Genomic DNA, 24,548 nt, shown 5'->3' on the forward strand with positions numbered 1-24,548 from the left:
CTGAGGTGGAAGCGTGGTGACACGTGGAGCTGACAGATACTAATAGATCGAGGACTTAACCTATATTCTAATGTGAAAAATGAACATTGTTATCTAGTTTTGAGAGAACATTCTCTCCATCAGGTTTGGTGGCGATAGCGAAGAGGTCACACCCGTTCCCATACCGAACACGGAAGTTAAGCTCTTCAGCGCCGATGGTAGTTGGGGGTTTCCCCCTGTGAGAGTAGGACGCCGCCAAGCTTTTCAAAGGATCAGTTCCAGTCGGAACTGGTCTTTTTTGTGTTTTTGGGACGTTTGGCACCAGATAAATGTGGAAATAATATTGTTAGTTGAGCGATTATCTTGAAAAATCGATCGAAAAAATTTATAGTAAGATTAAAGTCAAATATAGTCAAAGTCAATGGAGGAGGAGGCGGAGTGGCACAAAATATTTCTGATATCATCGAGCAGTATTTGAAGGAAGTCTTGGATCAGAATGGTCGAGAAATATTAGAAATTAAACGCAATGAAATTGCAGATAAGTTTCAATGCGTACCTTCACAAATTAACTATGTTATCAATACACGCTTTACGAGCGAAAGAGGTTATATCGTCGAAAGTAAGCGTGGCGGCGGTGGCTATATCCGTATCATTAAAGTCAAAATGAATGATGAAGTCGATTTATTGAACAACATTATTTCCCAAATATATCATCGTTTATCACAGGCTGCATCTGATCATATCATCATGCGTCTTGTTGAGAACAACATTTTATCCGAAAGAGAAGCAAAGATGATGATTAGTGTCATGGACCGTTCTGTTTTACACATTGATTTACCTGAACGAGATGAACTGAGAGCTCGGATGATGAAAGCGATGTTAAATGCTTTGAAATTAAAGTAAAGCGGGTGAAAAGATTGATTTGTCAAGAATGCAATGAGAGACCAGCCACTTTTCACTTTACGAAAGTAATAAATGGAGAAAAACAAGAAATGCACATATGTGAACAATGTGCAAAAGAAAACAGTGATTCATATGCTATGAGTGGAAACCAAGGTTTCTCGATTCACAACTTATTATCAGGCTTATTGAATATTGATCCTAGCTTTACCACAAGTGCGAATAAAGGATCATCTATTTTTCAAGAGGCAAGAGAAGTGGATCAATGTCCTAAGTGTGGCTTAACTTTTCAGCAATTCAGGAAAACAGGCCGTTTTGGCTGTGCAGAATGTTATCGAACCTTTGATCAGTATTTAAATCCTGTTTTAAGGAAAGTCCATAGTGGAAATACAGTCCATAACGGAAAAGTCCCTAAACGGATTGCCGGCAGTCTGCATGTTCGCCGGAAACTTGAGTTAATGCAGCAAGAACTGAAGCAGCTGATTGAACAGGAAGAGTTTGAAAAAGCAGCGGAAGTTCGAGATCAAATTCGTGCATTAGAGCATGAGCAATCTCAGCAGAGGGAGGGAGATTAACGACATGTCGCTCCAGCATTTTATTCAAGACGCATTAAGTCAATGGATGAAACAGAAAGGACCAGAAAGTGACATTGTTCTAAGCAGTCGTATTCGGCTGGCACGCAATCTAGAGCATGTTCGTTTCCCAACTCAGTTTTCTCAAGAGGAGGCTGAAGCTGTTCTTCAGCAATTCGAGCAAAAGTTTGCGAGCCAGGAAGTGAAGGACATTGGAAACTTTGTTCTGATTCGAATGAATGACACGCAGCCTTTGGCTAAAAGGGTACTTGTTGAAAAGCATTTGATTAGCCCCAATTTAGCAGAATCAAGATTTGGTGGCTGTTTGCTTTCAGAAAATGAAGAAATCAGTGTCATGCTGAATGAGGAAGACCATATTCGTATTCAATGCTTGTTCCCAGGATTTCAGCTGGCTAATGCACTAAAAGCAGCTAACCAAATAGATGACTGGATTGAAGAGCAAGTGGATTATGCGTTTTCTGAAAAGCGAGGATACTTAACGAGCTGTCCGACCAATGTAGGTACAGGTATTAGGGCTTCAGTCATGATGCACTTACCAGCATTAGCCCTGACAAGACAAATGAATCGCATTATTCCTGCAATTAATCAATTAGGTCTTGTGGTCAGAGGAATTTATGGTGAGGGTAGCGAAGCAATAGGAAACATCTTTCAAATTTCAAATCAAATGACACTGGGTCAATCAGAAGAAGATATTGTAGATGACTTGAATAGTGTGACGGCACAGCTCATTGAACAAGAGCGATCTGCACGTAAGGCATTATATCAGACGTCTAAAATTGAACTTGAAGACAGAGTGTACCGTTCCTTGGGGATTTTGGCTAATTGCCGCATGATTGAATCTAAGGAAACGGCTAAGTGTTTGTCAGATGTGCGACTTGGAATTGATTTAGGTATCATTAAGGGGCTTTCAAGTAATATACTGAATGAACTCATGATTTTGACACAGCCTGGCTTCCTTCAGCAATATTCAGGAGGAGCCTTGGAACCAAATGAAAGAGATATAAAACGAGCAGCAATTATCAGAGAAAGGCTGCGCTTAGAAATGCATAGGAATGGACAGGAGGATGAAACGATATGATGTTTGGAAGATTCACTGAAAGAGCTCAAAAGGTATTAGCACTTGCACAAGAAGAAGCCATTCGCCTAGGCCATAAGAACATCGGAACAGAGCATATTTTACTTGGTCTTGTACGTGAAGGTGAGGGCATCGCCGCAAAAGCATTAGAAGCACTGGGCCTTGTTTCAGATAAAATCCAAAAAGAAGTCGAGAGCTTGATTGGAAGAGGGCAAGAGGTGTCTCAAGCTATTCCTCATTACACACCTAGAGCGAAGAAGGTTACGGAGCTTTCTATGGATGAAGCGAGAAAGCTTGGTCATTCCTATGTAGGGACAGAACATATTCTTTTAGGTCTTATTCGTGAGGGAGAGGGTGTAGCTGCCCGTGTCTTAAATAACCTCGGAGTGAGCTTAAATAAAGCACGCCAGCAAGTATTGCAGCTTCTAGGCAGCAATGAAACGGGTGCATCTGCGGCAGGATCTAATAGCAATGCCAATACACCAACTTTAGATAGCTTGGCAAGAGACTTAACGGCTATTGCGAAAGAGGACAGCTTGGACCCTGTGATTGGCCGCAGCAAAGAAATTCAGCGTGTCATTGAGGTCCTAAGTAGAAGGACAAAGAATAACCCTGTCTTGATTGGGGAGCCTGGTGTTGGTAAAACAGCGATCGCAGAAGGCCTCGCACAGCAAATTATTCACAACGAAGTGCCTGAAATTCTGCGTGATAAACGAGTCATGACACTTGATATGGGAACCGTTGTAGCGGGAACGAAATATCGTGGTGAATTCGAGGATCGTTTGAAAAAAGTCATGGACGAAATCCGTCAGGCTGGAAATATCATTCTCTTCATTGATGAGCTTCATACACTGATTGGTGCAGGAGGAGCAGAGGGTGCGATTGATGCCTCTAATATTCTAAAACCATCTTTAGCACGTGGTGAGCTTCAATGTATCGGGGCAACAACGTTAGATGAGTACCGTAAATATATTGAAAAAGATGCTGCACTTGAACGTCGATTCCAGCCAATTCAAGTGGACCAGCCATCTGTTGATGAAAGTATTCAAATTTTAAGAGGGCTTAGAGACCGTTATGAAGCACATCACCGTGTGTCTATTACAGATGAAGCCATTGAGGCGGCGGTAAAGCTTTCTGATCGTTATATCTCCGATCGTTTCCTTCCAGATAAGGCGATCGACTTAATTGATGAGGCGGGTTCAAAAGTTCGCTTACGTTCTTTCACAACACCGCCTAATCTAAAGGAACTTGAGCAAAAGCTGGATGAAGTACGCAAGGAAAAGGATGCAGCTGTTCAAAGTCAAGAATTTGAAAAAGCCGCTTCTCTTCGTGATACGGAGCAACGTTTGCGTGAAAAGGTAGAAGTGACGAAGAAATCTTGGAAAGAAAAGCAGGGACAAGAGAATTCAGAGGTTTCTGTGGATGATATCGCAATGGTTGTTTCTAGCTGGACGGGAGTACCTGTTTCGAAAATTGCTCAAACAGAAACAGATAAGCTTCTAAACATGGAACAATTGCTCCACTCTCGCGTCATTGGACAGGATGAAGCAGTTGTTGCTGTTGCAAAAGCTGTAAGACGTGCCCGTGCTGGACTAAAAGATCCGAAACGTCCGATTGGCTCCTTTATTTTCTTAGGGCCAACAGGTGTTGGTAAGACTGAGCTTGCAAGAGCACTCGCCGAGTCTATCTTCGGTGATGAAGAAGCGATGATTCGTATTGATATGTCTGAGTACATGGAAAAACACTCGACTTCAAGACTTGTTGGATCACCTCCAGGCTATGTGGGCTATGATGAGGGCGGTCAGCTGACTGAAAAGGTGAGAAGAAAGCCGTATTCTGTCGTGCTTCTAGATGAGATTGAAAAGGCACACCCTGATGTGTTTAACATCTTACTTCAAGTATTAGAAGATGGTCGTCTCACTGATTCTAAAGGTCGTACTGTTGACTTTAGAAATACGATTTTGATTATGACTTCAAACGTTGGAGCTAGTGAGCTGAAGCGCAATAAATATGTTGGCTTTAACGTGCAGGATGAAAGTCAAAATTACAAAGATATGAAAGGCAAAGTAATGGGTGAGTTGAAACGTGCGTTTAGACCGGAGTTCATCAACCGTATTGATGAAATCATTGTCTTCCACTCACTCGAAAAGAAACATCTAAAAGAGATTGTGTCTCTCATGTCTGATCAATTAACAAAACGACTAAAAGAGCAGGACCTTTCAATTGAATTGACGGAAGCAGCAAAAGCCAAGATTGCCGACGAAGGCGTAGATCTTGAGTATGGTGCTCGTCCGTTAAGAAGAGCGATTCAAAAGCACGTCGAGGATCGACTTTCTGAGGAATTGCTGAAAGGCAATATTGAAAAGGGCCAACATATCGTATTAGATGTAGAAGATGGAGAAATTGTCGTAAAAGCAACGGCTGCTACGAACTAATATAGTAAGAAAAAAGTGTGAGGCATACCAGTAAGTTGGATGCCTCCCTTTACTTATTTTCTGACCAGTATAAGGAGTTGTATTCTTCAATCTATGGCTAAGTCAAAATCAAAATTTATATGCCAATCGTGCGGTTATGAGTCAGCCAAATGGATGGGGAAATGTCCTGGCTGCGGCACTTGGAACAGTATGACAGAAGAGGTCGTTCGTAAAGAGCCGGCAAATCGTCGAAGTGCGTTTAATCATTCTGTTCAAACCATTCAAAAACCTTCACCTATATCTGCAATTGAAACATCCGAAGAACCCCGAATTAAAACGAATTTAGAAGAATTTAACCGAGTATTAGGAAGTGGAATTGTCAAAGGTTCACTCGTTCTTATTGGCGGTGATCCTGGGATTGGGAAGTCCACACTATTATTACAAGTTTCAGCACAGCTATCAGATCAAAATCAGAATGTGTTATACATATCTGGTGAGGAATCAATCAAACAAACGAAGCTTAGGGCGGACCGTCTCGGTATTGAAAGTGCCTCTTTACATGTTTTGGCTGAAACCGATATGGAGTATATAACGTCTGCTATACAAGAGATGAAACCCGCTTTTGTTGTGGTCGATTCAATTCAAACCGTTTATCAAAGCGATATCACGTCAGCTCCTGGATCTGTTTCTCAGGTGAGGGAATGCACTGCGCAGCTGATGAAAATTGCCAAGACGAATGGTATTCCTATTTTTATTGTTGGTCATGTGACGAAGGAAGGCTCGATTGCTGGGCCGCGCCTTTTAGAGCATATGGTGGATACAGTTCTTTATTTTGAAGGGGAGCGCCATCATACGTTTCGTATTTTACGGGCAGTGAAAAACCGTTTTGGTTCAACGAATGAATTAGGGATTTTTGAAATGAGGGAGGAAGGGCTCACAGAGGTATTAAACCCATCAGAAATCTTCTTAGAAGAGCGGTCAGCAGGTGTATCTGGATCGTGTGTTGTTGCCTCAATGGAAGGAACAAGACCTGTTCTAGTGGAGATACAAGCACTTATTTCACCGACGAGCTTTGGGAATCCACGGAGAATGGCTACTGGCCTTGATCATAACCGAGTGTCATTGCTTATGGCCGTTTTAGAAAAACGGGTAGGGCTGCTGCTGCAAAACCAAGATGCCTATTTAAAGGTCGCAGGTGGTGTGAAACTTGATGAACCAGCGATTGACTTGGCTATTGCCGTTAGTATTGCATCAAGCTTTAAAGATGCAGCGCCGCATCAAGCAGATTGCTTTATAGGAGAAGTGGGTCTAACGGGAGAAGTCAGAAGAGTATCAAGAATTGAACAGCGTGTGCAGGAAGCTGCTAAACTAGGATTTAAGAGAATGTTTATTCCTCAGGCGAATATAGATGGATGGAAAAAACCGAGAGGGATTGAGTTAGTCGGTGTAGAAAATGTAGCAGAGGCACTTCGTATTTCACTAGGGGGATCATAGAAATGGAAAAAGAGAAAAAAGGAGCGAGAGAAGTCGATCTCTTAGATATTGTCCAGTTTGTGGCACCGGGGACACCCCTGCGGGCAGGGATTGAAAACGTCCTAAGAGCCAATACTGGAGGGCTCATTGTTGTTGGTTATAACGATAAAGTGAAAAGTGTGGTAGATGGAGGATTTCATATTAATTCTGCATTCTCCCCAGCACATTTATATGAATTGGCGAAGATGGATGGGGCGATTATTTTAAGTGACTCTGGTCAAAAAATCTTGTATGCGAATACACAGCTCATGCCGGATGCAACCATTCATTCATCAGAAACAGGCATGAGACACCGAACGGCTGAACGTGTAGCAAAGCAGACAGGCTGCTTAATCATTGCCATTTCTGAACGTCGGAACGTGATTACCTTATACCAAGGGAATCGACGATATACGTTGAAAGATATTGGTTTTATTTTGACGAAGGCCAACCAAGCGATACAAACACTGGAGAAATATAAAACCATTTTAGATCATGCCATTTCTGCGTTAAGCGCCTTAGAATTTGAAGAGCTTGTGACCTTTGGTGATGTATTATCCGTGCTACATCGTTATGAAATGGTACTTAGAATCAAAAATGAAATCAATATGTATATCAAAGAGCTTGGGACAGAAGGACACTTGATCCGTCTGCAAGTCAATGAGCTGATTACAGATATGGAGCAGGAAGCGGCTTTATTTATTAAAGATTACGTGAAAGAAAAGATCAAAGATCCATATGTGCTGCTGAAACAGCTCCAAGATATGTCGAGCTTTGAACTTTTAGATGACTCTATTTTGTACAAGTTACTCGGCTATCCAGCATCTACAAATATTGACGAATATGTGTACACAAGAGGGTACAGATTACTTCATAAAATCCCTAGATTGCCTATGCCGATCGTTGAAAACGTGGTCGAAGCATTTGGTGTGCTAGATCGAATTATGGAAGCAGATGTACAAGATTTGGATGAAGTAGAAGGAATTGGAGAAGTAAGAGCGAAAAAGATAAAAAAAGGATTAAAAAGACTGCAAGAAAAACATTATATCGACCGTCAGCTATAAAAAGAGAAATTTTTCTTAAATACGGTTAAAAATGGATGAATATGGGTATATTAATGATGGTTTTGTTTTCTGTTCATGATGATAGGAAACTTAAGCATATATCAATGTCAGATGAAGGTGGATTGACAGATGAAAAATAAAGGAGGTGAAGGTATGTTAAAAAGAATCGTTCAGGCGTTTTTTATCATTTTCGGTGCAGTTGTAGGGATTTTTATCATTCCAGAGTTATTTCTGCTGTTAAATGTGAAGGACATACCTTTCATAACAAATGCTTACTCTTCGGCACTAATAGGAGCCGCTGTGTTCTTTATCATTGGTAAATGGTGCACAGGCTATGTGGTTAATTGGGTGAAATGGATCGAGGATTCTCTATTGAAGGCGCCTCTTCCTGATCTTATATCTGGAAGTTTCGGTTTAGTATTTGGACTTATTCTAGCATATCTTATTGTAAACGTGATCCCGCTAAACAATATCCCATATCATATTTTTGGTACCATTATTCCGATTTTCCTGGCTTTCTTTTTAGGATACCTTGGATTTCAGGTAGGGTTTAAGAAGAAGGATGAAATGATGGGGCTGTTCTCCCGATCTGCAAAGGTCACAAAGAAAAAAGGAGCAGCTGATGATGAACCTGAAATAGAAGATAAAAAGCTGAAAATTTTAGACACAAGTGTTATCATTGATGGAAGAATCGCAGATATTTGTCAAACTGGATTCCTAGAAGGTGTGATGGTCATTCCTCAATTTGTACTCGAGGAATTACAGCATATTGCAGACTCTTCTGATGTATTAAAGAGAAATAGAGGCCGAAGAGGTCTTGATATTTTAAATCGTATCCAAAAAGAACTGGATATTAAAGTTGAAATTTACGAAGGTGACTTTGAAGATATTCAAGAGGTTGACAGTAAGCTTGTGAAACTCGCTAAGTTAACTTCAGGTGTTGTTGTGACAAATGATTTTAATTTAAATAAAGTATGCGAACTTCAAAAAGTAGCAGTGTTAAACATCAATGATCTAGCCAATGCAGTCAAACCGGTTGTGCTGCCTGGGGAAGAAATGAAGGTACAGGTCATCAAAGATGGGAAAGAGCATAACCAAGGTGTTGCTTACTTAGATGACGGTACGATGATTGTGGTCGAAGAAGGACGCAATTATATTGGAAAAGACATTGATGTGCTCGTCACGAGTGTGCTGCAAACTGCTGCTGGAAGAATGATTTTTGCGAAGCCAAAACTTCTGGAGAAGGCGCTCTAAAGGGAGAACGAACATGTATTATGAAGTAGTTATTCCGGCTGCGGGGCAGGGGAAGCGAATGAAGGCCGGCCGCAATAAACTTTTTATTGAATTGAAAAGAATGCCGGTCATCATCCACACACTGAAGGTGTTTGACGCTCATTCACAATGTAGACGCATGATCTTAGCGATCAATGAGGAAGAGCGTCGTGACTTTGAAAGGCTACTGAAGGTACACGCTTTTCAAACGCCTGTTTCACTTGTCACTGGCGGTGAAGAACGGCAGCAAAGTGTATACGAAGGATTGAAGGCTGTGCAAGATGCGGACATCGTGCTTGTTCATGATGGCGCAAGGCCTTTTATTAAGCATACACAGATTGACTTGCTCGTTAAAGCAGCGATTGAAAAAGGCTCCGCAGTCGTAGCGGTACCAGTGAAAGACACAATCAAACGCGTTCAAGAAGGCAAAGTGGAACAAACCATTGAACGTCAGAGCTTGTGGGCAGTCCAGACCCCACAAGCTTTTCGTCATTCTATTTTAAAAGAAGCGCATGAACATGCGGAGCGGACAGGCTTTCTTGGAACAGATGACGCCAGTCTTGTGGAACAATTACACGGTGAGAGTGTGTATATTGTCCAAGGAGACTATACCAATATTAAACTGACAACACCGGATGATTTATTGGTTGCCAAGGCAATTATGGATGCGGAAAGAGGGTACTAGAACATGTTTAGAATAGGACAAGGTTTTGATGTGCATCAATTAACAGAGGGAAGACCTCTTATTATTGGCGGTGTGACGATCCCTTATGAAAAGGGTCTACTTGGGCATTCAGATGCGGATGTACTGCTTCATACTGTGGCGGATGCCTGCCTAGGTGCGATTGCAGAAGGAGATATCGGCAGACATTTCCCAGACACGGATCCTGAGTTTAAAGATGCAGACTCTTTTAAATTACTTCAGCACGTGTGGGCACTTGTAAAAGAAAAAGGCTATACACTGGTGAATATCGATTGCACGATCATGGCGCAAAAACCAAAGATGGCACCATACATTCAGCCAATGTGTGAGAAAATCGCAGAAGCCCTTGAGGCAGATGTCACACAGGTGAATGTCAAAGCAACAACGACAGAGAAACTTGGATTTACAGGAAGAGGCGAAGGAATTGCCTCTCAAGCAACCGTACTTCTTCAGAAAAAGTAAAATCCATTTTGATGAGAATGGGTTTTGATGATAAAATACGTTTATAAAAAATTGGTGTCAGACAACATGATGCAGATGAAAGGAAGTTAAACTCATGGGAAATGAAGTGCGTGTTCGTTATGCACCGAGTCCAACTGGTCATTTACATATTGGGAATGCTAGAACGGCTCTTTTCAACTATTTGTTCGCACGCAGCCAAGGCGGCAAATTTATTATTCGAATCGAGGATACGGATCAAAAGCGTAATGTAGAAGGCGGAGAAGAAAGCCAGCTTCGCCACCTGCAGTGGCTCGGAATTGATTGGGATGAGAGCATTGATAAAGATGGGGGCTACGGTCCTTACAGACAATCAGAGCGTAATGATATTTACAAAAAATATTATGACGAGCTGCTAGAGAAAGATTTGGCGTATAAGTGCTATTGTACGGCTGAAGAACTAGAAGAAGAGCGTGAAGCACAAATTGCCCGCAGTGAAATGCCTCGATACTCTGGTAAATGCAGTCATTTATCAAAAGAAGAAGAGGACAAGCTGATTGCTGAAGGAAGAGAGCCAAGCATCCGCTTCCGAGTGCCTAAAGGAGAAATCATCAAATTTGACGATATGGTCAAAGGCGAGATTTCATTTGAAACAGACGGCATCGGTGACTTTGTTATTGTGAAGAAAGATGGTACACCAACGTATAACTTCGCTGTAGCGGTGGATGATCATTTGATGAAAATGACTCACATTCTTCGTGGTGAGGATCACATCTCGAATACACCTAAACAAATTATGGTCTTCAATGCATTTGGCTGGGATGTTCCGCTGTTCGGACATATGACGCTGATTGTAAACGAGAACCGCAAGAAATTAAGCAAGCGTGATGAATCAATTATCCAGTTCATCGAACAGTATAAGAACTTGGGCTATTTACCAGAAGCTTTGTTTAACTTCATTGCACTACTTGGGTGGTCTCCAGTTGGCGAAGAGGAACTATTTACAAAAGAGCAGTTCATCGATATTTTCGATGTCAATCGACTTTCTAAGTCACCAGCTCTATTTGATATGCATAAACTAAAATGGGTCAATAACCAATACGTGAAAGCACTTGATCTTGATCAAGTTGTGGCACTTACACTTCCACATCTTCAAAAGGCAGGCAAGGTAAGCGAGCAGCTGACAGACGAAGAAAACACGTGGGTGCGCAAACTCATTTCTCTATACCACGAGCAATTGAGCTACGGAGCAGAAATTGTTGAGTTAACAGAGTTGTTCTTTAAGGAACAAATTGAGTATAATCAAGAGGCAAAGGAAGTTCTTGCAGAAGAGCAAGTACCAGAAGTGATGGCTTCGTTTGCAGGTCAGCTTGAACGTCTTGAGTCTTTCACACCTGATGAAATCAAGGCTGCCATTAAAGCTGTGCAAAAAGAAACAGGGCATAAAGGTAAGAAACTATTCATGCCAATTCGTGTGGCTGTCACTGGACAAACGCATGGCCCAGAGCTTCCGCAAAGTATTGAACTACTAGGTAAAGAGACGGTATTAAACCGCATTAAACAAATATAAGGAAAATCGTTGCGAGGGAGAAGTACAATGTTTTCGCCTATCACAGAAAGAGTCTTCACCGGCTGAAAGAGACTTATGGGCAGACGTTGGAAATGCACCCTCAAGACCCTTGAGGAACACGTATGTTAGTATGCAAGGGCGGTACCCTCCGTTATGGGATGAAGTTGAGAAAGTTTGCAATAAGAGGCTTTCTAAACAGAGTGGAACCGCGTTTTCAAAACGTCTCTGTCATATGGCAGAGGCGTTTTTTATTTGTCCAAAAAAGAGAGTAAGTCCTAAGAGAGATTGATGGGGAAGAACGGGGGGAGCATGTGTTTTTCAAAATGCTGAAAGAAGATATTGATACTGTGTTTGATCAAGATCCTGCTGCTAGAAGCTATCTTGAAGTAGTGCTAACCTATTCAGGGCTTCATGCGATTTGGGCTCATCGTGTTGCGCATGCATTTTACAAGCGTAAGCTGTATTTTCTTGCGCGGATCATTTCTCAGGTCAGCCGGTTTTTCACAGGGGTTGAGATTCACCCAGCAGCAACCATCGGCCGGCGGTTCTTTATTGATCACGGCATGGGCGTCGTGATTGGGGAAACATGTGAAATTGGCGATAACGTCACTGTTTTCCAAGGCGTGACATTAGGGGGAACAGGGAAAGAAAAGGGAAAGCGGCATCCAACTATTTTGGACGATGCGCTGATTGCGACTGGTGCTAAGGTGCTCGGTTCCATTACCGTAGGAAAAGGGTCCAAGATTGGTGCGGGGTCTGTTGTGTTAAAAGACGTACCAGACCATTCTACTGTTGTAGGTATACCTGGGCGAGTGGTCGTTCAAAATGGAAAGAAAATCAATCGTGATCTCAATCATCAAGATTTGCCAGATCCCGTTTCTGATCGTTTCAAAGAATTGGAGCGAGAAATGGAAAAGCTAAAACGTGAGCTGGCTTCATTGAGCAGAAAGGAAGAACAATCATGACAATCAATATTTATAATACATTGACACGTAAGAAGGAAGAGTTTGTCCCGCTTGAACCAGGAAAGGTCAAAATGTATGTATGCGGACCAACCGTGTATAACTACATTCATATCGGGAATGCAAGACCGGCCATTGTATATGACACGGTACGTAAGTATTTAGAATATAGCGGCTATGATGTGAATTTCGTATCCAACTTTACTGATGTGGATGATAAACTCATCAAAGCAGCAAATGAATTAGGCGAGGATGTCCCAACGATTGCTGATCGGTTTATCCAAGCATACTTTGAGGACGTCAGTGCATTAGGCTGCAAAAAAGCAGACCTTCACCCGCGAGTGACAGAAAATATGGATGATATCATTGCGTTTATCGCCACATTGATTGAAAAAGGCTACGCCTATGAAGCAGATGGTGACGTGTATTACAGCACACGTTCATTTGAAGGCTACGGAAAACTGTCTCACCAATCGATTGATGAATTAAAGACAGGTGCCCGTATTCGTGTAGGTGAAAAGAAAAGGGATGCACTCGACTTTGCATTATGGAAGGCCGCAAAGGATCAGGAGATTTCTTGGGATAGCCCGTGGGGCGAAGGACGGCCAGGCTGGCACATCGAGTGCTCTGCGATGGTCAAAAAATATTTAGGCGATACGATTGACATTCATGCTGGCGGACAGGATTTAACGTTCCCTCATCACGAGAATGAGATCGCTCAATCTGAGGCTTTGACAGGAAAACCTTTTGCGAAGTATTGGATGCATAACGGGTATATTAATATTGAGAATGAAAAAATGTCAAAATCACTTGGGAACTTTGTGCTCGTACATGACATTATTAAAGAACAAGATCCAGATGTGCTTCGTTTCTTTATGCTGTCGGTTCACTATCGTCATCCAATCAATTACTCCATTGACTTATTGGAAAGTACAAAGAGTGCATTTAACAGACTCAAAACATCTTATTCAAATCTACATCATCGTCTTGAGAGCAGTACCAATTTAACAGAGGATAACACGGAATGGCTGACAAAGATTGAAGAGCAGCGAGCGACATTTATTTCTGAAATGAATGATGACTTCAATACGGCAAATGCCATCTCTGTTTTATTTGAACTAGCGAAACAAGCGAATTACTATATGGAAAATGATCATACTTCCGAGGAAGTGATCAAGGCATTTATTGGCTTGTTCCAAGAAATCACATCCGTCCTCGGCTTCTCACTAGCAGAAAAGCACACGCTTGACGAAGAGGTAGAAGCATTAATTGAGAAGCGGAATGAAGCTAGAAGGAATCGTGACTTCGCATTGTCTGATCAAATTCGTGACCAGTTAAAGAGCATGAATATTGTATTGGAGGACACTCCTCAAGGTACGCGCTGGAAAAGAGGAGAATAGGTCATGTTGAATTTTGAAAAGCTGAAAGACGGAAAACAGTTGAACGGACTTGCGCTTGCTTATATGGGTGATGCCATTTTTGAAGTATACGTGAGGCATCACCTCCTCCAAATGGGGGCGACCAAACCAAATGAGCTTCATAAACGTGCAAGTAAGATCGTTTCAGCTAAATCTCAGGCCGCTATTTTATTTGAGCTTCAGCAGAAGGGCTTTTTCACAGAAGCGGAAGAAGCGGTGCTGAAAAGAGGAAGAAATGCAAAATCAGGCACAGTGCCTAAAAACACAGACGTTCAAACGTATCGTTATAGTACAGCGTTTGAAGCGCTCATGGGTTATTTATTTATCGAGAAGCAGGACGAACGCTTAGAAGAGTTGATTAGTCAGGCGATTGAAATCGGAACGTCAGGGAGGAAGACAAATGAGTCAGCAACATGATTATGTGATTGGGAAAAATGCAGTGATTGAAACACTGAAGTCAGATCGGGAGTTATACAAGCTCTGGATGGCAGAAAACACTGTAAAAGGACAAGCCCAGCAGGTCATTGAACTCGCGAAAAAGCAAAATATCACCATTCAGTATGTTCCGAGGAAAAAGCTTGATCAGATGGTAACAGGTCAGCACCAGGGAATCGTTGCACAAGTAGCAGCATATGAATATGCAGAATTGGACGATCTGTATCAAATTGCTGAAAAGCGGAATGAACAACCATTTTTCATCATCTTAGATGAAATTGAAGATCCGCACAATTTAGGGTCGATCATGCGTACGGCCGATGCTGTTGGTGCACATGGAATCGTCATTCCAAAACGACGAGCGGTAGGCTTGACGACAACTGTTGCGAAAGCATCTACTGGAGCCATTGAACATATCCCGGTCGCAAAAGTAACCAATCTTTCCAGAGCTCTTGATGAAATGAAAGAAAGAGGAATCTGGGTCGCAGGAACAGATGCATCTGCGAAGCAGGACTACAGACAATTTGACGGCACGATGCCTCTCGCTCTTGTCATCGGCAGTGAAGGAAAAGGAATTGGCCGATTGATTAAGGAAAAATGTGATTTCTTGATTAAATTGCCAATGGCCGGGCAGGTCACTTCATTAAATGCATCAGTTGCCGCTAGTCTATTGATGTATGAAGTGTATCGAAAACGTTATCCGTTAGGAGAATAGAGATGGACATCCTCTTAGTCGATGGATACAACATGATAGGTGCATGGCCTCGTTTGCAGCACTTAAAAGAAAACAGCTTTGAAGAAGCCAGAGACGTGCTGATTCAACATTTAGCAGAATATCAAGCATATACAGGGTATCGAGTCATTGTCGTATTCGATGCCCATATGGTCAAAGGAATCGAAAAGAAGCGGACAAACCACCGAGTAGAGGTCATCTTTACAAGAGAAAATGAAACGGCTGATGAGCGGATTGAAAAACTGGCACAAGACTTGAATAACATTCGGACGCAAATTCATGTGGCGACCTCTGATTATACAGAACAATGGGCAATTTTTGGACAGGGTGCACTTCGTAAGTCAGCACGAGAGCTATTAAGAGAGATAGAAGTGATTGAACGAAAGATCGAAACACGTGTCAAAAAGATTACTTCTGATAAACCAGCATCCAAAATTGAATTGTCAGAAGATGTATTGAAAACGTTTGAAAAATGGCGGCGGGGAAACTTGGAATAGCTTGACGATATTTCAACCATTATTGTATAATATTTCTATCTAGGTGCGGTCGGGGGGATCGAAGTGAATCTAAACAACAGCAAGGGTAAGTCCATCAGAGAGCAATTTTGCCAGTTGGAAGATGAACAAGTCATTGAAAGGGTTCATGTCGGAGATAGTGATGCGCTAGATTATTTAATAACGAAATACCGCAATTTTGTACGTGCGAAAGCAAGATCTTATTTCTTGATTGGAGCGGATCGAGAGGACATTGTCCAAGAGGGGATGATCGGACTTTATAAGTCTATCCGCGATTTCAGAGAGGACAAGCTTACTTCATTTAAGGCTTTTGCAGAATTATGTATTACCCGCCAAATTATCACCGCAATTAAAACAGCTACTCGCCAAAAACATATCCCGTTAAATTCCTATGTATCATTAGACAAGCCGATATACGATGAAGAATCGGACAGAACATTATTGGACGTCATTTCCGGTGCTAAAGCGCTTAACCCAGAAGATTTAATCATTAGCAAAGAAGAATTTGATGATATTGAAATGAAAATGGGTGAATTACTAAGCGAGCTGGAAAGAAAGGTACTTGTGCTTTATCTTGATGGTAGGTCCTATCAGGAGATTTCTGAAGATTTAAACCGTCATGTGAAATCAATTGATAACGCACTCCAAAGAGTAAAGAGAAAATTAGAGAAATATTTAGAGCTGCGCGAGATCAGTCTCTAATCAAACCTATATTGACAGCTTTTTCGACACTGTGATAAGGTACTAAGGAAATGATGTCGAGAAAATAGGTGTAAATATGAGGAAAAAGATTACTCTAGCCTGTAAAGACTGCGGAAGCCGCAATTATACGACAATGAAAAGTGTTGCTTCAGCAGCTGAAAGATTAGAAGTTAAGAAATATTGCAAGACTTGTAATTCACATAAAACACATTTAGAAACGAAGTAGGATTTGCGTTCTTTAATCTGTGGAGGTCTTTTACATGCGTATTATCAGTTTCTTAAAAAGTGTCGGGAAAGAAATGAAAAAGGTCAGCTGGCCAAAGAAAAACGAAATGGTCCGCTACACGATCACTGTTATTTTAACAGTCGTATTTTTTGCCATCTTTTTCTCTTTTCTTGATATAGGAATCTCACAATTAATCGAATTAATTCATTAATACTTGAATAATGGTCTGCTGAACGTGCTATAATAGATCATAATATGACTTGCCAAAAAACCCGTTTTACGGGTTTTTTCAATTGCTTGAAAATATTTACCGGTACTCGAGATTCGTCAAATAGACATTACGAAATGTGGGGAGGGAAGGACTAAATAGTCCTGAACGAAAATGGAAAAGAATTGGTATGTTGTGCATACGTACTCTGGCTATGAGAACAAAGTGAAAGCGAACTTGGAAAAGCGTGTTGAATCAATGGGCATGCAGGATAAAATTTTCCGCGTTGTTGTACCAGAAGAAGAAGAAACGGACATTAAAAACGGTAAGAAAAAAGTAGTGAAAAAGAAAGTATTCCCTGGATATGTGTTAGTAGAAATCGTCATGACTGACGATTCTTGGTATGTCGTTCGTAATACACCAGGTGTGACAGGATTCGTTGGATCAGCTGGATCAGGCTCTAAGCCGACAGCGTTATTACCTGGCGAAGCAGAAACCATTCTGAAGAGAATGGGGCTTGAAGAACGCAAGACAGAAATCGACTTTGAACTTAAAGAAACAGTCAAGGTCATCGATGGACCATTTGCTAACTTCACAGGCTCTATCGAAGAGATTGATTATGATAAAAGCAAAGTCAAAGTATTCGTTAATATGTTTGGTAGAGAAACTCCTGTGGAACTTGAGTTCACACAGATCGATAAATTGTAATTTAAAAGAGCTTGAAATGAGTGTATAGAAGTGGTAATATAGCAAAGGTACGTCTTGAGTTCGCTCAAGATCGCTAGCTAGTTATTTCGTCATTCATATAAAGAATGAAGTTGTTGAGTGGGAGGGGGATTCCCCTATTACCACATCACGGACTTTAAGGAGGTGTGTCTCGTGGCTAAAAAAGTAGTTAAAGTTGTTAAATTGCAAATTCCTGCTGGAAAAGCTAACCCAGCTCCACCAGTTGGACCTGCACTAGGTCAAGCCGGTGTTAATATCATGGGATTCTGTAAGGAGTTTAACGCTCGTACAGCTGACCAAGCTGGTCTTATCATTCCTGTTGAAATTTCGGTTTTTGAAGACCGTTCATTTACATTTATTACTAAAACTCCACCTGCTGCAGTTTTACTTAAAAAAGCAGCTGGTATTGAGTCTGGTTCTGGTGAACCTAACCGTAATAAAGTGGCAACTGTTAAGCGTGATAAAGTACGCGAAATCGCGGAAACAAAAATGCCTGACTTAAACGCTGCTAGCGTTGAATCAGCTATGCGCATGGTTGAAGGTACTGCACGCAGTATGGGTATTGTCATCGAAGATTAATTTTTTGTCTTGTTGGGTTGCGAGTTTGGTTTTGACAAGTTCGCAACCCTTATTCGTGGGAGGTTATTCCGCTAAAACCACATAAGGAGGATTTTTATAATGGCTAAAAAAGGTAAAAAGTATGTAGAAGCTGCTAAGCTAATCGAACGTACTAAAGCGTATGATGTAGCTGAAGCTGTTTCTCTTACAAAAAAAGCAAATACAGCGAAATTTGATGCGACTGTAGAAGTTGCTTTTCGTTTGGGCGTAGACCCTCGTAAAAACGATCAACAAATCCGCGGTGCAGTTGTACTTCCTAACGGAACTGGTAAAACTCAACGCGTTCTTGTGTTCGCTAAAGGCGAAAAAGCAAAAGAAGCAGAAGCTGCTGGAGCAGACTACGTTGGAGATTCTGATTACATCACTAAAATCCAACAAGGCTGGTTCGAATTCGATGTAATCGTTGCGACACCTGACATGATGGGTGAAGTTGGTAAGATCGGTCGTGTACTTGGACCAAAAGGTCTTATGCCAAACCCTAAAACAGGAACTGTAACTTTCGAAGTAGAAAAAGCAATCAATGAAATCAAAGCTGGTAAAGTAGAATACCGCGTTGATAAAGCTGGTAACATCCACGCGCCAATCGGAAAGGTTTCTTTCGAGGACGAAAAGCTTGTTGAGAACTTTGCAACAATCTATGACACAATCCTTAAAGCAAAACCTGCAGCGGCTAAAGGTGTATACGTGAAAAACGTTTCTGTTACATCTACTATGGGCCCTGGCGTGAAAGTGGACCCATCTTCTTTCTCTGCAAAATAATTCTTGACTTGTCACAACCGTTTTGATAATATCAAAATGTTGTAAAATAGAATAATCATTTATACCGTAGACAGCAGGGGCCTTATGGCTTAATTAACCCGCCGAGGTGTATATGTCACAGTCTTACGTTAACGTATGCTTGTATATACAGCCTCCATGTCTTAATGGAGGCTTTTTATATGGAGAACCGTTCGTTAGGAACGTGATGGCCTGATCGGTATAAGTGTTACACAAAGAATGTACAGGAGGTGTAACCATGAGCAATGCAATCGATACTAAAAAAGTTGTCGTTGATGAAATTACTTCTAAATTTAAAGACAGTTTGTCTACTGTAATCGTAGATTACCGCGGTCTTTCAGTTTCTGAAGTGACTGAACTTCGTAAACAGCTTCGTGATGCTGGCGTAGAATTCAAAGTTTACAAAAATACTTTGACTCGCCGTGCAGTTGAACAAGTTGAACTAACGGGTTTAAACGATTTCTTAACAGGTCCAAACGCTATCGCATTCAGTAACGAAGATGTTATCGCACCTGCGAAAATCATCAACGAATTTGCGAAAAGCCACGAAGCTTTAGAAATCAAAGCTGGTGTTATCGAAGGAAACGTAGCGACTGTAGAAGAAGTGAAGGCTCTTGCGGAACTTCCGTCTCGCGAAGGCTTACTATCTATGTTGCTTAGCGTTCTTCAAGCTCCAGTTCGTAACCTTGCTCTTGCTACTAAAGCAGTTGCAGATCAAAAAGAAGAACAAGGCGCTTAATGCGTACTTGACGTAAAAAACTTAAAAATGGAGGAATTACAAATGGCTTTAAATATCGAAGAAATCATTGCTTCAGTTAAAGAAGCAACTGTACTTGAGTTAAACGACTTAGTAAAAGCAATCGAAGAAGAATTTGGCGTAACTGCTGCTGCTCCTGTAGCTGTAGCTGCTGGTGGCGGTGCTGCTGCTGAAGAAAAAACTGATTTTGATCTAGTACTTGCTGGTGCTGGAGACCAAAAAATCAAAGTTATCAAAGTGGTTCGTGAAATCACTGGTCTTGGCTTGAAAGAAGCTAAAGAACTTGTTGACAACACTCCAAAACCACTTAAAGAAGGTATTGCTAAAGAAGAAGCTGAAGAACTTAAAGCTAAGCTTGAAGAAGTTGGCGCTTCTGTAGAAGTTAAGTAATCTTCGCCTAATCTTTTGGGAAAGCTCGCTTTTACTGGCGGGCTTTTTCTTTTCTTATCTCCTGAAACGATTGAATCCAGAGGAGGTCCATTCACCATGAGTGACCACTATTATACGGAAAAGCCATCAGTGAAAAGCAATAAACAGACATGGGACTTCACCTTGAGAAACCGTAGCTTTACTTTTACAAGTGACAGTGGAGTGTTTTCTAAGAAAGAAGTCGACTATGGTTCGAGGCTTTTAATTGAAGCTTTTGAAGAACCTGACTTGGATGGCGACGTCTTAGATGTCGGTTGCGGTTATGGACCGATCGGCTTATCGTTAGCAAACGAAATGACAGGCCGCACCATTCATATGATTGATGTGAACGAAAGAGCAGTCGAACTTTCAAAGGAAAACGCTAAGCATAATCGCATTGATAATGTCCGCATCTATCAAAGTGATTTGTTCTCGAATGTTCATTCATCAGCTGCTTTTGCCTCTATACTGACCAATCCCCCAATACGGGCAGGGAAGAAAGTAGTACATGCGATCTTTGAAAAAAGTGCTGATCATTTATTGCCGGAAGGTGAGTTGTGGGTGGTTATTCAGAAAAAACAAGGTGGACCATCTGCGATTGAGAAATTAGAGCAGCTTTTTGGAGAAGTGACGGTCGTTATGAAAAAAAAGGGCTACTATATTATCAAAGCTAAAAAAGTTTGACGCAGTTTCCTAGCTGTGTTAACATTATAAAATGCCAATGTGTATATTTTGCTTGATAGGCTTAAAAAACAACTATTTTGTATAAATTATGCATACTTGGGAAAACTAATAAAATCGGTATTTGTTTTTGGATGTGGTTTTCTTATTTTAGAAACCCTTTTTTCTTTTGTCTTGTAAAAGTATTTCTTTACTGACATTTGAAAGACAGAAATACTTTTTACACATATAATACGCATGATTTGAGGGGTGAATCAGTTGACAGGTCAACTAGTTCAGTATGGACGACACCGCCAGCGCAGAAGCTACGCACGCATAAGCGAAGTGTTAGAATTACCAAATCTCATTGAAATTCAAACCTCTTCTTATCAGTGGTTTCTTGATGAGGGTCTTAGAGAGATGTTTCAAGATATATCCCCAATTGAGGATTTTACTGGTAACCTTTCTCTTGAATTCATTGATTACAGCCTAGGGGATCCTAAGTATCCTGTAGCAGAATCAAAAGAACGTGATGTAACTTACTCTGCTCCACTAAGAGTAAAAGTTCGTTTAATTAACAAAGAAACTGGAGAAGTAAAAGACCAAGATGTGTTTATGGGTGATTTCCCAATCATGACAGACACAGGTACTTTTATCATTAATGGTGCGGAACGTGTAATCGTTTCTCAGTTAGTACGTTCTCCAAGTGTATATTTCAGTGGTAAAGTAGACAAAAACGGTAAAAAAGGTTTTACTGCGACTGTCATTCCAAACCGTGGCGCATGGTTAGAATACGAAACTGATGCGAAGGATGTAGTCTATGTACGCATCGATCGCACACGTAAGTTGCCGGTTACGGTTCTTTTGCGTGCTCTCGGCTTCAGCTCTGATCAAGAGATTCTTGACCTCATTGGCGAGAATGAATACTTACGCAACACGTTGGAAAAAGACAATACAGAGAATGCTGATAAAGCACTTCTCGAAATCTACGAGCGTCTTCGTCCTGGAGAGCCGCCAACTGTTGAAAATGCGAAAAGCTTGCTAGACTCTCGCTTCTTTGATCCGAAGAGATATGACTTAGCAAATGTTGGACGCTACAAGATTAATAAGAAGCTTCATATTAAAAATAGACTATTCAATCAAAAATTGGCTGAAACGCTAGTTGATCCTGAAACAGGTGAAATCCTAGCAGAAAAAGGTCAAATTTTAGATAGAAGAGTGCTTGATAAAGTTCTTCCATACTTAGAAAACGGCATCGGATTTAGAAAGCTTTATCCAAACGGTGGCGTAGTAGAGGATGAAGTAGAACTTCAATCTATCAAGATTTACGCACCAACTGATCAAGAAGGCGAGCAAGTGATCAACGTGATTGGTAATGCATATGTAGAGGAAGCTGTGAAGAACATCACGCCTTCTGACATCATTGCTTCAATCAGTTACTTCTTTAACCTACTTCATGGAGTAGGTGACACAGATGATATCGATCACCTTGGTAACCGTCGTCTGCGTTCTGTAGGTGAACTTCTGCAAAACCAATTCCGTATTGGTTTAAGCAGAATGGAGCGTGTTGTTCGTGAAAGAATGTCGATTCAAGACACGAACACGATCACACCTCAGCAGCTGATCAACATCCGTCCTGTGATCGCTTCTATCAAAGAGTTCTTTGGTAGCTCTCAGCTTTCTCAGTTCATGGATCAAACAAACCCGCTTGCTGAATTGACACACAAACGTCGTCTATCAGCGCTTGGACCGGGTGGTTTGACACGTGAGCGTGCAGGAATGGAAGTTCGTGACGTTCACTATTCTCACTATGGTCGTATGTGTCCGATTGAAACACCAGAGGGTCCAAACATTGGTTTGATCAACTCTCTATCTTCATTTGCGAAAGTGAATCGCTTCGGATTTATCGAAACACCTTACCGTCGGGTTGATCCTGAAACAGGTAAAGTGACGCCGAGAATCGATTACCTAACAGCTGATGAAGAGGATAACTACGTAGTAGCACAAGCGAACGCTATATTAGGTGAAGATGGTTCGTTTATTGATGATAATATCATTGCTCGTTTCAGAGGGGAAAACACCGTTGTTCCTCGAAACCGCGTTGACTACATGGACGTTTCGCCGAAGCAGGTTGTTTCTGCAGCGACAGCATGTATCCCATTCTTAGAAAACGATGACTCTAACCGTGCTCTAATGGGAGCAAACATGCAACGTCAGGCTGTGCCTTTGATGCAGCCAGAATCACCGATTGTTGGTACAGGTATGGAGTATGTATCAGGTAAAGACTCTGGTGCTGCTGTGATTTGCCGTTACCCAGGTGTTGTAGAACGTGTTGAAGCGAAGAATATTTGGGTTCGCCGTTATGAAGACGTTGACGGACAACAAGTCAAAGGAAACCTAGACAAATACAGCTTGCTGAAATTTGTCCGCTCTAACCAAGGGACTTGCTACAACCAGCGCCCAATTGTAAGTGTTGGAGATGAAGTCGTCAAAGGAGAAATCCTTGCAGACGGTCCTTCTATGGAAAAAGGTGAATTGGCTCTAGGACGTAACGTCATGGTCGGCTTCATGACTTGGGACGGTTACAACTATGAGGATGCGATCATTATGAGTGAGCGCCTTGTAAAAGATGACGTCTACACTTCTATTCATATTGAAGAATATGAATCAGAAGCTCGTGATACAAAGCTTGGACCAGAAGAAATTACGCGTGATATTCCAAACGTTGGGGAAGATGCTTTACGCAACCTTGACGAGCGTGGAATCATCCGTATTGGTGCAGAAGTAAAAGACGGAGATCTTCTTGTTGGGAAAGTAACGCCTAAAGGTGTAACAGAACTAACAGCTGAAGAACGTCTATTACATGCAATCTTCGGTGAAAAGGCTCGTGAAGTACGTGATACGTCTCTACGTGTACCACACGGCGGCGGCGGAATCATCCACGATGTCAAAGTCTTTAACCGTGAAGATGGAGATGAATTACCACCAGGTGTTAACCAGTTAGTCCGTGTATACATCGTTCAGAAGCGTAAAATTTCTGAAGGTGACAAAATGGCCGGACGACATGGTAACAAAGGGGTTATCTCCAAAATCCTTCCAGAAGAAGATATGCCGTATCTTCCAGATGGAACACCGATTGATATCATGTTAAACCCTCTAGGGGTACCATCTCGTATGAATATCGGTCAGGTACTTGAGCTTCATATGGGTATGGCTGCACGTTACCTAGGCATCCACATTGCGTCACCAGTATTTGATGGTGCTCGTGAGGAAGATGTTTGGGAAACGCTTGAAGAAGCAGGTATGTCCCGTGATGCGAAAACAGTCCTTTATGACGGTCGAACTGGTGAACCATTCGACAACCGTGTATCTGTTGGAATCATGTATATGATCAAACTGGCTCACATGGTTGACGATAAACTTCACGCACGTTCAACTGGACCATACTCACTTGTTACGCAGCAGCCACTGGGCGGTAAAGCACAGTTTGGTGGACAGCGTTTCGGAGAGATGGAAGTATGGGCACTTGAAGCTTACGGTGCAGCATATACACTTCAAGAAATCTTAACTGTAAAATCGGATGACGTTGTGGGTCGTGTGAAAACATACGAAGCGATCGTCAAAGGGGATAACGTACCTGAACCAGGTGTCCCTGAATCATTCAAAGTATTAATTAAAGAACTTCAAAGTTTAGGTATGGATGTGAAAATCCTATCTGGCGATGAAGAAGAGATAGAAATGAGAGATTTAGAAGACGATGAGGAAACGAAGAAAGCAGACGGATTAGCGTTATCTAATGACGAAGATGCTGCAGACCTCGCACCTGTCGATCTTGAACGTGACGCAGTCACAAAAGAATAGCAGAAACGATTAGAGCAAGTGA

25 protein-coding genes, 1 rRNA gene and 2 other annotated features are annotated in these 24,548 nt (G+C 41.6%); all 26 genes read left to right on the plus strand.

The features are described 5' to 3' along the window. The first annotated feature begins 124 nt into the window (after positions 1–124). The 26 genes from rrf (at position 125) to rpoB (ending at position 24,526) form a co-directional block, all read left to right on the plus strand. A 5S ribosomal RNA gene (rrf, locus tag V7L95_RS07710) occupies positions 125–240 on the plus strand. A gap of 177 nt (positions 241–417) precedes the next feature. Continuing rightward, positions 418–882: a CtsR family transcriptional regulator gene (locus V7L95_RS07715; RefSeq protein WP_003217184.1), complete on the plus strand. Its 465-nt coding sequence runs from the start codon at positions 418–420 to the stop codon at positions 880–882. A 14-nt stretch (positions 883–896) separates the two neighbouring features. Continuing rightward, positions 897–1,454 (plus strand): UvrB/UvrC motif-containing protein, encoded by a 558-nt coding sequence (locus tag V7L95_RS07720; RefSeq protein ID WP_007496258.1) that lies wholly within the window; start codon positions 897–899, stop codon positions 1,452–1,454. Positions 1,455–1,458: 4 nt separating this feature from the next. Beyond that, positions 1,459–2,550 (plus strand): protein arginine kinase, encoded by a 1,092-nt coding sequence (locus tag V7L95_RS07725; RefSeq protein WP_008345444.1) that lies wholly within the window; start codon positions 1,459–1,461, stop codon positions 2,548–2,550. Then, entirely contained in the window at positions 2,547–4,982 is a 2,436-nt protein-coding gene (gene clpC / locus V7L95_RS07730; protein WP_007496263.1) for an ATP-dependent protease ATP-binding subunit ClpC, read from the plus strand. The genes V7L95_RS07725 and clpC overlap by 4 nt, the downstream gene beginning before the upstream one ends. 93 nt (positions 4,983–5,075) lie before the next feature. Further along, positions 5,076–6,455, plus strand: coding sequence for a DNA repair protein RadA (radA, locus tag V7L95_RS07735; RefSeq protein WP_017359160.1), 1,380 nt, complete (start codon positions 5,076–5,078; stop codon positions 6,453–6,455). A 2-nt stretch (positions 6,456–6,457) separates the two neighbouring features. Continuing rightward, complete coding sequence (gene disA, locus V7L95_RS07740; protein WP_007496267.1) at positions 6,458–7,537, plus strand: DNA integrity scanning diadenylate cyclase DisA; 1,080 nt, start codon at positions 6,458–6,460, stop codon at positions 7,535–7,537. Positions 7,538–7,690: 153 nt separating this feature from the next. Next, positions 7,691–8,791 (plus strand): PIN/TRAM domain-containing protein, encoded by a 1,101-nt coding sequence (locus tag V7L95_RS07745; protein WP_003217214.1) that lies wholly within the window; start codon positions 7,691–7,693, stop codon positions 8,789–8,791. A gap of 13 nt (positions 8,792–8,804) precedes the next feature. Further along, positions 8,805–9,494, plus strand: a complete 690-nt coding sequence (ispD, locus tag V7L95_RS07750) for a 2-C-methyl-D-erythritol 4-phosphate cytidylyltransferase (RefSeq protein WP_008345432.1) — start codon at positions 8,805–8,807, stop codon at positions 9,492–9,494. 3 nt (positions 9,495–9,497) lie between these two features. After that, on the plus strand, positions 9,498–9,974 hold the full coding sequence (gene ispF, locus V7L95_RS07755) for a 2-C-methyl-D-erythritol 2,4-cyclodiphosphate synthase (RefSeq protein WP_007496273.1): 477 nt from the start codon (positions 9,498–9,500) through the stop codon (positions 9,972–9,974). Between the two features lie 94 nt (positions 9,975–10,068). Beyond that, positions 10,069–11,520, plus strand: coding sequence for a glutamate--tRNA ligase (gltX, locus tag V7L95_RS07760; protein WP_008345431.1), 1,452 nt, complete (start codon positions 10,069–10,071; stop codon positions 11,518–11,520). Next, positions 11,521–11,750: a binding site (T-box leader), on the plus strand. Between the two features lie 81 nt (positions 11,751–11,831). After that, positions 11,832–12,485, plus strand: coding sequence for a serine O-acetyltransferase (gene cysE, locus V7L95_RS07765; RefSeq protein WP_017366453.1), 654 nt, complete (start codon positions 11,832–11,834; stop codon positions 12,483–12,485). Beyond that, positions 12,482–13,882, plus strand: coding sequence for a cysteine--tRNA ligase (cysS, locus tag V7L95_RS07770; protein ID WP_007496278.1), 1,401 nt, complete (start codon positions 12,482–12,484; stop codon positions 13,880–13,882). Before cysE ends, cysS begins: the two co-directional genes overlap by 4 nt. Positions 13,883–13,885: 3 nt before the next feature. Beyond that, positions 13,886–14,317 carry a Mini-ribonuclease 3 gene (locus tag V7L95_RS07775; RefSeq protein ID WP_046342446.1) on the plus strand — a complete coding sequence of 144 codons (432 nt, stop codon included), beginning with the start codon at positions 13,886–13,888 and terminating at the stop codon, positions 14,315–14,317. Beyond that, positions 14,301–15,050: a 23S rRNA (guanosine(2251)-2'-O)-methyltransferase RlmB gene (rlmB, locus tag V7L95_RS07780; RefSeq protein ID WP_008345427.1), complete on the plus strand. Its 750-nt coding sequence runs from the start codon at positions 14,301–14,303 to the stop codon at positions 15,048–15,050. Before V7L95_RS07775 ends, rlmB begins: the two co-directional genes overlap by 17 nt. A 2-nt stretch (positions 15,051–15,052) precedes the next feature. After that, on the plus strand, positions 15,053–15,565 hold the full coding sequence (rae1, locus tag V7L95_RS07785) for a ribosome-dependent mRNA decay endonuclease Rae1/YacP (protein ID WP_007496285.1): 513 nt from the start codon (positions 15,053–15,055) through the stop codon (positions 15,563–15,565). 63 nt (positions 15,566–15,628) lie between these two features. After that, positions 15,629–16,285, plus strand: coding sequence for an RNA polymerase sporulation sigma factor SigH (gene sigH / locus V7L95_RS07790; protein WP_008345424.1), 657 nt, complete (start codon positions 15,629–15,631; stop codon positions 16,283–16,285). A 76-nt stretch (positions 16,286–16,361) separates the two neighbouring features. After that, a complete protein-coding gene (rpmG, locus tag V7L95_RS07795) occupies positions 16,362–16,511 on the plus strand; it encodes a 50S ribosomal protein L33 (protein ID WP_008356502.1) in 150 nt (49 codons plus the stop codon). A 34-nt stretch (positions 16,512–16,545) separates the two neighbouring features. Next, a complete protein-coding gene (secE, locus tag V7L95_RS07800; RefSeq protein ID WP_008345422.1) occupies positions 16,546–16,722 on the plus strand; it encodes a preprotein translocase subunit SecE in 177 nt (58 codons plus the stop codon). Between the two features lie 171 nt (positions 16,723–16,893). Further along, a complete protein-coding gene (nusG, locus tag V7L95_RS07805) occupies positions 16,894–17,427 on the plus strand; it encodes a transcription termination/antitermination protein NusG (RefSeq protein WP_003217197.1) in 534 nt (177 codons plus the stop codon). A gap of 171 nt (positions 17,428–17,598) precedes the next feature. Next, positions 17,599–18,024 (plus strand): 50S ribosomal protein L11, encoded by a 426-nt coding sequence (gene rplK / locus V7L95_RS07810; RefSeq protein ID WP_003216956.1) that lies wholly within the window; start codon positions 17,599–17,601, stop codon positions 18,022–18,024. A gap of 99 nt (positions 18,025–18,123) precedes the next feature. Further along, the gene (gene rplA, locus V7L95_RS07815) at positions 18,124–18,822 is read left to right on the plus strand and encodes a 50S ribosomal protein L1 (protein WP_007496292.1); all 699 of its coding nucleotides are present in this window, start codon (positions 18,124–18,126) and stop codon (positions 18,820–18,822) included. Positions 18,823–18,868: 46 nt separating this feature from the next. Then, positions 18,869–19,009 (plus strand) — a sequence feature (ribosomal protein L10 leader region). A 69-nt stretch (positions 19,010–19,078) separates the two neighbouring features. Beyond that, positions 19,079–19,579, plus strand: a complete 501-nt coding sequence (rplJ, locus tag V7L95_RS07820) for a 50S ribosomal protein L10 (protein ID WP_007496293.1) — start codon at positions 19,079–19,081, stop codon at positions 19,577–19,579. A 42-nt stretch (positions 19,580–19,621) separates the two neighbouring features. Beyond that, entirely contained in the window at positions 19,622–19,987 is a 366-nt protein-coding gene (gene rplL / locus V7L95_RS07825; protein WP_008345418.1) for a 50S ribosomal protein L7/L12, read from the plus strand. A 96-nt stretch (positions 19,988–20,083) separates the two neighbouring features. Continuing rightward, positions 20,084–20,689 carry a class I SAM-dependent methyltransferase gene (locus V7L95_RS07830; protein ID WP_007496296.1) on the plus strand — a complete coding sequence of 202 codons (606 nt, stop codon included), beginning with the start codon at positions 20,084–20,086 and terminating at the stop codon, positions 20,687–20,689. 255 nt (positions 20,690–20,944) lie between these two features. Further along, entirely contained in the window at positions 20,945–24,526 is a 3,582-nt protein-coding gene (gene rpoB, locus V7L95_RS07835; RefSeq protein WP_007496297.1) for a DNA-directed RNA polymerase subunit beta, read from the plus strand. Positions 24,527–24,548 lie beyond the last annotated feature (22 nt).

This window comes from Bacillus sp. PPSBB_11, assembly GCF_038023285.1.
Taxonomy (GTDB): domain Bacteria; phylum Bacillota; class Bacilli; order Bacillales; family Bacillaceae; genus Bacillus; species Bacillus altitudinis.

Coding starts and splice junctions, on each gene's coding strand:
- secE (WP_008345422.1), top strand. CDS start 16,546: ATGCGTATTATCAGTTTCTTAAAAAGTGTCGGGAAAGAAATGAAAAAG.
- V7L95_RS07830 (WP_007496296.1), top strand. CDS start 20,084: ATGAGTGACCACTATTATACGGAAAAGCCATCAGTGAAAAGCAATAAA.
- cysS (WP_007496278.1), top strand. CDS start 12,482: ATGACAATCAATATTTATAATACATTGACACGTAAGAAGGAAGAGTTT.
- rlmB (WP_008345427.1), top strand. CDS start 14,301: ATGAGTCAGCAACATGATTATGTGATTGGGAAAAATGCAGTGATTGAA.
- rplA (WP_007496292.1), top strand. CDS start 18,124: ATGGCTAAAAAAGGTAAAAAGTATGTAGAAGCTGCTAAGCTAATCGAA.
- clpC (WP_007496263.1), top strand. CDS start 2,547: ATGATGTTTGGAAGATTCACTGAAAGAGCTCAAAAGGTATTAGCACTT.
- disA (WP_007496267.1), top strand. CDS start 6,458: ATGGAAAAAGAGAAAAAAGGAGCGAGAGAAGTCGATCTCTTAGATATT.
- V7L95_RS07725 (WP_008345444.1), top strand. CDS start 1,459: ATGTCGCTCCAGCATTTTATTCAAGACGCATTAAGTCAATGGATGAAA.
- V7L95_RS07745 (WP_003217214.1), top strand. CDS start 7,691: ATGTTAAAAAGAATCGTTCAGGCGTTTTTTATCATTTTCGGTGCAGTT.
- rplJ (WP_007496293.1), top strand. CDS start 19,079: ATGAGCAATGCAATCGATACTAAAAAAGTTGTCGTTGATGAAATTACT.
- rplL (WP_008345418.1), top strand. CDS start 19,622: ATGGCTTTAAATATCGAAGAAATCATTGCTTCAGTTAAAGAAGCAACT.
- ispD (WP_008345432.1), top strand. CDS start 8,805: ATGTATTATGAAGTAGTTATTCCGGCTGCGGGGCAGGGGAAGCGAATG.
- rpmG (WP_008356502.1), top strand. CDS start 16,362: ATGAGGAAAAAGATTACTCTAGCCTGTAAAGACTGCGGAAGCCGCAAT.
- ispF (WP_007496273.1), top strand. CDS start 9,498: ATGTTTAGAATAGGACAAGGTTTTGATGTGCATCAATTAACAGAGGGA.
- rae1 (WP_007496285.1), top strand. CDS start 15,053: ATGGACATCCTCTTAGTCGATGGATACAACATGATAGGTGCATGGCCT.
- gltX (WP_008345431.1), top strand. CDS start 10,069: ATGGGAAATGAAGTGCGTGTTCGTTATGCACCGAGTCCAACTGGTCAT.
- radA (WP_017359160.1), top strand. CDS start 5,076: ATGGCTAAGTCAAAATCAAAATTTATATGCCAATCGTGCGGTTATGAG.
- V7L95_RS07775 (WP_046342446.1), top strand. CDS start 13,886: ATGTTGAATTTTGAAAAGCTGAAAGACGGAAAACAGTTGAACGGACTT.
- nusG (WP_003217197.1), top strand. CDS start 16,894: ATGGAAAAGAATTGGTATGTTGTGCATACGTACTCTGGCTATGAGAAC.